This is a genomic window from Salinibacterium sp. (assembly GCF_031364185.1).
Taxonomy (GTDB): domain Bacteria; phylum Actinomycetota; class Actinomycetes; order Actinomycetales; family Microbacteriaceae; genus Rhodoglobus.
Genome location: NZ_JANLVV010000097.1, coordinates 1 through 8,756, shown reverse-complemented (window position 1 = coordinate 8,756; position 8,756 = coordinate 1). Strand labels below are relative to the sequence as shown.

Here is an 8,756-nt window from a genome sequence, read left to right as displayed (position 1 = left end):
ATCTCGTGCTTATAGACGTCTGAGTCGGTCGAAACGGCGTCGATCAGGGTCGGCCCGAGCCAGAATCCGCCATCCCCTCCGTTCACGGAAACGCCACGGCCGTCGACCACGACGGTGGCACCGTCCGCGATCGCGATGTCGATGTATGACGCCACCTTGTCGCGGTGCTCCCTCGTGATGAGCGGCCCCATGTCGCAGCCTCGCGTGCCGTCACCGACGGTGAGCCCTGCGAGCCTGGAGGTGATCTTCTCGATGAGTTCATCGGCGACCGGCTCGACGGCGACCACCACCGAGATCGCCATGCAGCGTTCGCCGGCCGAGCCGAATCCGGCGTTGACGGCGGAGTCGGCGACGAGGTCGAGATCGGCATCCGGCAAGACCAACATGTGGTTCTTCGCTCCACCGAGGGCCTGCACGCGCTTGCCGTTGCGCGCGGCGGTTTCGTAGATGTACTTCGCGATGGGAGTCGACCCGACGAACGAAATAGCGGAGATATCGGGATGCTCGAGCAGGGCATCCACGGATTCCTTGTCACCGTGCACGACATTCAGCACACCGTCCGGAAGCCCCGCCTCCTGCAGCAGTTTCGCCATCCAGATCGCGGCGGACGGATCTTTCTCGGAGGGCTTCAGGATCACGGTGTTGCCCGCGGCAATGGCCACGGGGAAGAACCACAGCGGCACCATGGCCGGAAAGTTGAACGGGCTGATGATACCGACCACCCCGAGCGGCTGGCGTACCGAATACACGTCGACTCCGGTGGACACGTTCTCACTGTGCTCGCCCTTCATCAGGTGAGGGATGGATGTCGCCCACTCGACGACTTCGAGACCACGGGCGACCTCGCCAAGCGCGTCGGAGGTGACCTTGCCGTGCTCGTTAGTGAGGATGGCGGCGACCTCCGCCTTGCGGGCATTCAGCAGCTCGCGGAACGTGAACATGATCGACTGGCGCTTTGCCAGCGACGTCTCGGCCCAGGCGGGAAATGCGGCTTTCGCCGACTGCACGGCGGTGTCGACGTCGGCCGTGGTGGCGAGCCGCACCTCGCGGGAGACCGTGCCCTCCGCCGGGTTGTACACGGGTGAGGTGCGGGTGGAAACGCCGGCGAAGGGGGCGCCGCTGATCCAGTGATCGAGAATGTCCATATGCCCAGTGTGGAGGCTACATGATCTGCATTCAAGAACTATTCATGCACAGTGGATGTGCGTTAACGCACAGGCGGCACCAGTTCCCGTGACCTGGCGCGCACCTCGTTGACCAGCTCATCCCGAACCAGCCGCACCGCCTCGACCGAGAGGCTGTCACGGCGCACCGAGAGCGAGAACTGCAGCCTGAAGTCGACCTCGTGCGGCAGCACCGCGACGACCTGCTCATCCGGCTCTCCCATGAACGCGTGCAGCAGCCCGATGCCGGCGCCCTGGCGTGTCGCCTCGAGCTGCGCGAACACGTTCGTCGAGCCAAAACCGACCCGCATCCCGCTCAGCACCGGCGCGAGGTCGAGCTCGCGAACGGTCAGCAACGCGTCGACATAGAAGACCAATGGATGCCGCTCCAGGTCGGCCAGCGAGTCGATAGGTGCGTGCGCCGCCAAGTACGACGGTGCCGCGTAAAGCCGCAGTGAATAGGGCGCGAGTGGCTCGGCGGTCAGGCGGGAACTGGCAGCGGAGCCGACCGTCACGGCGATGTCATAGCCCGATCCGCGCAGGCTGAGCGGGCTGGTGGAGGTCACCAGTTCGATCGCGATTCCGGGGTGGTGGGCCTGCACTCGCGCCAGGCACGGGGTGGCAAAGGTGGTCGCGAACCCCTCGGGCGCCACGATCCGCACTGTTCCGCGCACGCCATCGCTGCCGCCCGAGGCCGCGCCGAGCACCTGCTCGACGACGTGCTCCAGCGGTGCGGCGTGCGCCGCGACATCCCGACCGATCGCGGTCAGCTCCCAGCCGTCGGCACCGCGGTCGAGCAGGCGAACGCCGAGCGCGGTTTCGAGTCGGTCTAGTCGTCGACGCACCGTGGTGTGGTCGACACCGAGCAGGGTCGCGGCCGACACCAGCCTCCCCGAGCGCGCGACCGCGAGGAGGTAGCGCAGGTCATCGGTGCTCACATCCAGTGGATCGGGTGCCTGCGAGCTCATGCACTCACCATACTGTCGGGGCGTGCCGCGATTTCCAACCGCACAGTGTCGGGGGCCCCTGTCACACTGCCTGGGTGGATCCTCTCATCGCTCTCATCATCGGCATCGTCCTGGGCGTCTTGGTGGGCGCGGTGATCGGGGTTCTCGTCGGCAGGGCGCGCGCAGCGGCATCCATCGTCGACCCTGCGCTCGTTGAGGCTCGTCATCTCGCTACACTCACCCAGCTGCAGGCCGACGAGAGGGCGGTGCAGTCCACGCTCGCCGCCGATCACGCCGCCATCAAGGCCAGGGCCGGGGCGCTTCGTGAGCAGGTGGATGCCCTGCAGGCCCAGTATCAAGACGTCATCGATCGCCAGCGAATGGATGCCAAGGCCCAGGCCGATCGCGAGCAGCGCGAATCGAAGGTGCTCCAGGCGCTCACTCCCGTTCAGGAAACTCTGCGCACGATGCAGCAGAAAGTCACCGACCTCGAGACCCAGCGCAGCCAGCAGTATGGGGCGATCGCCGAGCAACTGAACCAGTCCAGAATCTCGGGTGACCAGATTCGAGCCACGACCGAGTCCCTCGCCTCGGCCCTGCGCAATAATGGCACCCGCGGCGTGTGGGGCGAGGCGCAATTGCGCAACGTCGTGGAGGCCGCCGGGCTCACCCACCGCGTCGACTTCGAGTTGCAATCGACGATTACGACGGATGCCGGGCGCGGCCGGCCGGACATGATCGTGCGCCTGCCCGGTGGCAAATCGATCGCGGTCGACGCGAAGGTGCCGTTCGACGCATATCTCGAGGCCAACGCCATCCCCATGACCGCACCGGACGTTGATCTCGCGCGGCGCACCGCGCTGCTTGCGAAGCACGTGAAAGCCGTTCGCTCGCATATCGACGCGCTCGCGTCGAAAACCTATTGGGAGGGCCTGGACGCGAGTCCGGAGTTCGTGGTGGCGTTCATCCCGAGCGAATCGCTGCTCGCCTCGGCGCTGGAGGCTGACTCGAGCCTGCTCGACTATTCGTTCCGCAAACGTGTCGCGCTGGCATCCCCCGTAAACCTGTGGGCCGTCCTGAAAACGGTGGCACTCACCTGGCAACAAGACCTTCTGACCGACGACGCGAACCGACTGTTCACCCTGAGCCAGTCGCTGTACGACCGGATCAAGACGATGGCTGGTCACGCTGACTCGCTTCGGTCGTCGATCGAGCGCACCGTGCGCAACTACAACGACTTCGCCAGCTCGCTCGAGACCCGCGTGCTGGTCACGGCACGCCAGATCAACCGACTCGACGAGAGCAAAATCCTCGGCGAGGCGACACTGATCGAATCCAGCCCGCGCTCGTTGACCGCCCCGGAGCTTGCCGCCCCGGGCGACGATGCAGCCGCATCCACCGAATCAGGCTGAAGTTAGCCGAGCCAGTTCTCAGCGAGGTGGTCGGCGCTGACACGGCGGATAGTGCCGGAGTGCGACCGGAGCACGATGCTCTCGGTGCGAATGATCGGGCCGAGCCGCCTCACTCCGTTGACGAGACCGCCGTCGGTGACGCCGGTCGCCACGAAAAAGGTGTTGTCACTGCGGACGAGCTCGTTGGCGTCGTACACGTGGTCGAACTTGAGGCCCGCATCCAGACCCTTCTGTTTTTCAAGGTCTGTCTTCGGGTAGAGGATCGTCTGGATGAGGCCGCCTACCGCCTTGATCGCGCAGGCCGTCGCCACACCCTCAGGACTACCGCCGATGCCGACGCACATGTCGATGCGTGTGCCATACAGTGCAGCGTTGATGCCTCCGGCAACGTCGCCGTCGAGCATCAGCCGCGTGCCGGCACCCGTCGCCCGGATGTCCTCGATCAACTTCTCGTGGCGCGGACGATCCAGTACCGCCACCACAACCTCGTCGACGGGCTTCCCTTTTGCTTTCGCCAGGGCGCGGATGTTTTCGGCGATGGGCTGTCGGATGTCGACGACGCCGATTCCCTCGCCCCCGGTGACGATCTTTTCCATGTAGAAGACGGTCGACGCGTCCAGCATGGTGCCTCGGTCTGACACCGCGATCATGGAGATGGCGTTCTGGCGACCGGCTGCCGTCAGAGATGTGCCGTCGATCGGGTCGACCGCAATGTCACACGCCGGGCCTCGCCCCGTGCCCACGTACTCGCCGTTGAACAGCATGGGGGCGTTGTCTTTCTCGCCCTCACCGATGACGACAAGGCCGTCGAAGTCGACGGTTCCGAGAAATTTGCGCATGGCATCCACCGCGGCCCCGTCGGCACCGAGCTTGTCGCCCTTGCCGATGAAGGGCACCGCACGGATGGCGGCCGCCTCGGTGGCGCGCACCAACTCGAGCGCCAGGTTTCGATCGGGATGAAGGAAAAGCGTTCCGGTTTCGGTGTTCACTGCGGGGAATCCTTCGATCGAGGGCGGTCGTCGCTGTGGTGGGATTCGCCGGTCGGAATCAACGCACCGTTAGCCTATCGGCACGGGAGTGCCCGGAGGCGGTTGGGTAGACTTTCACCGCCACCACGTGCGCCACGAAGGAGATCCCGCAATGCCTGTTGCTACCCCAGACCAGTACGCCGAGATGCTCGACAAGGCGAAGACCCGCGGATTCGCCTATCCGGCGATCAACGTGTCTTCCTCATCCACGATCAACTCGGTTCTGCAGGGGCTCAGCGAAGCTGGTTCCGATGGAATCATCCAGGTAACTACGGGCGGCGCTGATTACTTCGCCGGGCAGACCGTGAAGGCGCGGGCATCCGGTGCCCTCGCGTTCGCAGCCTTCGTCACCGAGGTGGCGAAGAACTACCCAGTCACGGTCGCCCTCCACACCGACCACTGCCCGAAGGATGCGCTCGACGGATTCGTGCTTCCCCTCATCGCGGCATCCGAGGACGAGGTCAGGGCCGGCCGCAACCCGATTTTCCAGTCGCACATGTGGGATGGCTCGGCCGTCACTCTGGCCGAGAATCTGGAGATCGCCGCGACCCTTCTTCCGCGCATGAAGGCCATCAACGCCATCCTCGAGGTCGAGATTGGCGTGGTCGGCGGCGAGGAAGACGGTGTGAGCCATGACATCAACGAACATCTGTATACGACTCTGGATGATGCCATCGCGACGGTCGACGCGCTCGGCCTGGGTGAGCAGGGCCGCTATATGGCCGCCCTCACCTTTGGCAACGTGCATGGCGTGTACAAGCCCGGCAACGTGAAGCTCAGGCCCGAACTGCTCGGTGAGATCCAGGCTGGTATCGAGGCCCGGTATGGCACCGGCGCAAAACCGCTCGACCTCGTCTTTCACGGTGGATCGGGTTCAAGCGACCTTGAGATCTCGACCGCAGTCGCCAGCGGTGTGATCAAAATGAACATCGACACCGATACCCAGTATGCCTTCAGCCGCTCCATTGCCGACACCGTGCTGAAGAACTACGACGGATTCTTCAAAATCGACGGTGAAGTCGGTAATAAAAAGGTTTACGACCCCCGCGCCTGGGGCAAGACGGCGGAGACCGCCATGGCGGCACGCGTCGTCGAAGCGACCACGCAGCTCGGCTCTGCGGGTCACTCCGGCAACTAGCTCACCCTGAAACGGCCCGGCGGCAAGCAGAAGGGCTCGCGGCGACTCCACCGCTCCAGACTCCAGTTCAGTGCGCCCGCCCGAGAAGGAGTGTGGCCTGCTAGCGGGCTCCGCCATCCCCGTCGATCCTGAAGGACAGGCTCAGGAGATCGCGGGTCTCGATGGTCAGATCGTTCACAGCCGTTTTCAACGTCAGATAGTACGGGGCGAGGTGCATGATTCGCCGCCCCTCCGGGAGTGCCATATCGAGGCTGACCCCGACCGCGATGGTGCCATCAGCACCGTCACGCAGGTCGACCATGAGCGAGCCGCTGTCGGTGCCAGGCGTGTCGAGTATGGCGCGCAGCATTGCCCGCAGTGCGGTGCGCTGCGCCTGGTTCATGCGCCGCGCGAGACGACCGGGGTCAACGACCACGAGCCGTGACTCGCTGGCAACCGATTCGAGCCAACTCAGGTTCGACTGGGTAACAAGGTCATCCCTCAGCCGGCGTGCGAGCTGTCCGGCGAGCGCCCTGTCGGCGACAGTAATCTGGCCGACCGCCGCGATGGACTGCAGGAAGGGTACCGCCCGGGAGGTGAGCTGTGCGACCGTGTTGCGTTCGAACTGCGCGGTGGCGTCGTCTTTGACCGTCTGGCCCGGCACCATGACTCGTGACTGGTTCTCGAGAAGCCGCAGCATGGTGGTGACAACTGCCCAGGAGAACACCACTGTGGCGGCAAGACCCAGCAACGGTGGGTACGCCATGATCAGGCTGACGCCGACCACACCCCACGAGTAGTCACCGGGAGTGAGAATCGCGAGCGAGCCCAGCACGGCGACAACGGTGGCAGTCGAGCCCAGCACGAGCACCCGGCGCACGTCGATGTAGGGAGCAAGACTGGCGAACGCGAGCGCGAGAGTTCCTGGGGCCCACCACTGTTCAACCGGCAGGCTTGTCCCCGCGTAGCCGAGGGCCGACACGAGCATCCCCATGACGGTCGGGGCGAGCGCCATGGCGCCGATAAGCATCCCGATGTGCTGTCGCAACGGCCGGGTTGCAAGGTGCATGATGACACCGGTGCTTGTGCACAGCACGATCGCGATGACCTGTAGCAGCGGCCGATCGGTGATGCCCCAGTGCGCCACCACCATCCCTGTCGAGTACACCAGGATGGCGCCCGACAGCACGAGGGGTAACAACGGTCCGGTGAACCAGCTCAGTGGATCCACTTGCTGCGCAGACAGCACGGGCGGGCGACTAACCCTGGCCATGAGTCGATTCCGGATGGGGTGCCACCATCTCGAGTACGGGCGCCGACAGCACGATCGACGTTCCCGTTCCCGGGGACGACCAGATTCTTGCGCTGCCGCCAGCAGCACGCATCCGGTCGATCACAGAAAGCCTGACACCCAGCCTGTCGCCAGCGATCTCGGTCGGATCGAAACCGACACCCTGGTCACTCACCACCACTGTCACGTCGGTCGGAGTGTACGCGATGTCGACCTCGGCGACCGTCGTTCCCGAGTGTCTGAGGACATTTTCGAGACAGGCGCGGATCACATCCACCAGCGCCGACGCGGTGCCAACAGATAACCGATAGATTCCCGGCCCACTGCCAGTGATGTGCACCGTCAGGCCGCGCCACTGAAGGTCGCTCATCACCAGCGTGAGACGGTTGCGCAGCTCGGCGTCGGAGTCATCGACGGCGGTGGATTGGGATTCGTGCAGCCATTCTTCACTGGTCAGTGTCTCGATGTCGGCGGTGAGCCGGTCCACGGCGCGCTGGGTGAGCGTATCCGGTGCATTCATGATGAGGGAAAGATCATTCAGCAGGGTGTCATGCACGGCGGCAGTGACCCTGGATCGCGCATTTTCCTCGAACGCCAGTCGCTGGGTCTCGCTCTCAAGCTGTTCGAAATCTGGCACCAGCCTCCGCTGGCTGCGCTGGATCGCCCCCAGCACGATGTAGGTCGCAACGTAAATCAGCATGACCAGCACCGGCCCGAGACCGGTGGTCACGGGCAGCCCAGTGACCACCGCTACCGCGAGGCTCACCAGGATCGAGACAACGAAGCCGACGAACGTCCACACGAGACCGGTGATCCAGGTGCTGGTGATCATACCGATCAGCACCAGCGAGACGGCGGGCCTACTAACCACGAACAGCGCCTCGCCCATGATCGGCGGATAGGCCGAGACCAGCGAGATCTCATACAGGATCGCGCAGACCGCACCCACCGCCAGGAAGGTACCGACCAGCCACGCCCTCGGCATGAAAGCCGCCCACACAGCGAAAGCAAGCATCAGGCTGAGCAGCGCCAGCGGCCCGGGCAGCGCCTCCCCAAGGCCGTTCGACAGCATGAACTCAATCAGGATCGGGAAGGTCAGCACGAGGTTGACACAGTTAACCGCCCAGGCGCCGCGCGAGATTCCCGTGGTGATCACCCGGGCCGCGACATCCCGCGGCAGGACTGCCACTCGCACGACTGCCCCCGCTTCTCCGCGTCTGCTCGACCGTGAACCTGCGCCGTTTATTGACCTGCGCTGAGACTACGGGGTATTCGAGCGTTGCACGGCGTATTCGGCAAGTGCCGGATCAGTGAGAACAACGACCAGCAGCAAACCGCACACGGTAATGAAGGCAATCGTTCCGGCAGCCAGCGGCACCCAGAACGCGATCTTGCGGTGAACGATCCTGAACAGCCCGAGCCCAATGGCAATGCCGAGAAGCACAATGCGCACGACATTCATCGCGACGCCCATGTCGTTGGCCAGTCCGTCGAAGGTGAACGTTCCGATTGCCTGCTGTTCATAAGCCCGACTGAGCACCGGGGCCAGGTTGCCGAACGTGGGGAACGACCCGACGACATCGGCCACCCCCATGATCAACAACACCATCGTGAGCACAACATCCCAGGTGCGACGGGTGACGGGTGGTACCTCGGGCTGGGTTGGCGTGACCGTCGCCTGATCGAGCGGGGCCGGAGCCGGCAGACCAACCGGCGCGTACTCGCCGTATTGCGGCCTCGGTCGATCGTCAGTCATGATCGACGGGAGAAGTCGGTGAGCCACCGGTTGACCCGGCTG

At 64.5% G+C, this 8,756-nt stretch carries 8 protein-coding genes; 2 read left to right on the top strand and 6 right to left on the bottom strand.

The genetic code is table 11. From position 1 onward, the window contains the following. Window positions 1–1,145, bottom strand: a 1,145-nt coding sequence (mmsA, locus tag RMN95_RS04695) for a CoA-acylating methylmalonate-semialdehyde dehydrogenase (protein ID WP_309615793.1), incomplete at its 3' end; no start/stop codon positions are given. Window positions 1,146–1,207: 62 nt separating this feature from the next. Further along, complete coding sequence (locus tag RMN95_RS04690) at window positions 1,208–2,131, bottom strand: LysR family transcriptional regulator (protein WP_309615792.1); 924 nt, start codon at window positions 2,129–2,131, stop codon at window positions 1,208–1,210. Between the two features lie 74 nt (window positions 2,132–2,205). Here RMN95_RS04690 and rmuC point away from each other — a divergent pair, with 74 nt between their 5' ends. Further along, window positions 2,206–3,522: a DNA recombination protein RmuC gene (gene rmuC / locus RMN95_RS04685; protein WP_309615791.1), complete on the top strand. Its 1,317-nt coding sequence runs from the start codon at window positions 2,206–2,208 to the stop codon at window positions 3,520–3,522. A 2-nt stretch (window positions 3,523–3,524) separates the two neighbouring features. On the opposite strand, the gene glpX is transcribed toward rmuC, so the two are convergent. Continuing rightward, window positions 3,525–4,511 carry a class II fructose-bisphosphatase gene (gene glpX, locus RMN95_RS04680; RefSeq protein WP_309615790.1) on the bottom strand — a complete coding sequence of 329 codons (987 nt, stop codon included), beginning with the start codon at window positions 4,509–4,511 and terminating at the stop codon, window positions 3,525–3,527. Between the two features lie 151 nt (window positions 4,512–4,662). Between glpX and fbaA the strand changes: the two genes are divergently transcribed. Then, complete coding sequence (gene fbaA, locus RMN95_RS04675; RefSeq protein ID WP_309615789.1) at window positions 4,663–5,688, top strand: class II fructose-bisphosphate aldolase; 1,026 nt, start codon at window positions 4,663–4,665, stop codon at window positions 5,686–5,688. A gap of 100 nt (window positions 5,689–5,788) precedes the next feature. On the opposite strand, the gene RMN95_RS04670 is transcribed toward fbaA, so the two are convergent. From RMN95_RS04670 to RMN95_RS04660, 3 genes are all read right to left on the bottom strand, one after another. Further along, on the bottom strand, window positions 5,789–6,940 hold the full coding sequence (locus RMN95_RS04670) for a hypothetical protein (protein WP_309615788.1): 1,152 nt from the start codon (window positions 6,938–6,940) through the stop codon (window positions 5,789–5,791). Continuing rightward, a complete protein-coding gene (locus RMN95_RS04665; RefSeq protein WP_309615787.1) occupies window positions 6,927–8,147 on the bottom strand; it encodes an ATP-binding protein in 1,221 nt (406 codons plus the stop codon). Before RMN95_RS04665 ends, RMN95_RS04670 begins: the two co-directional genes overlap by 14 nt. Before the next feature lie 72 nt (window positions 8,148–8,219). After that, window positions 8,220–8,756: DUF6264 family protein (locus tag RMN95_RS04660; RefSeq protein ID WP_309615786.1), on the bottom strand; the 537-nt coding region annotated here is incomplete at its 5' end.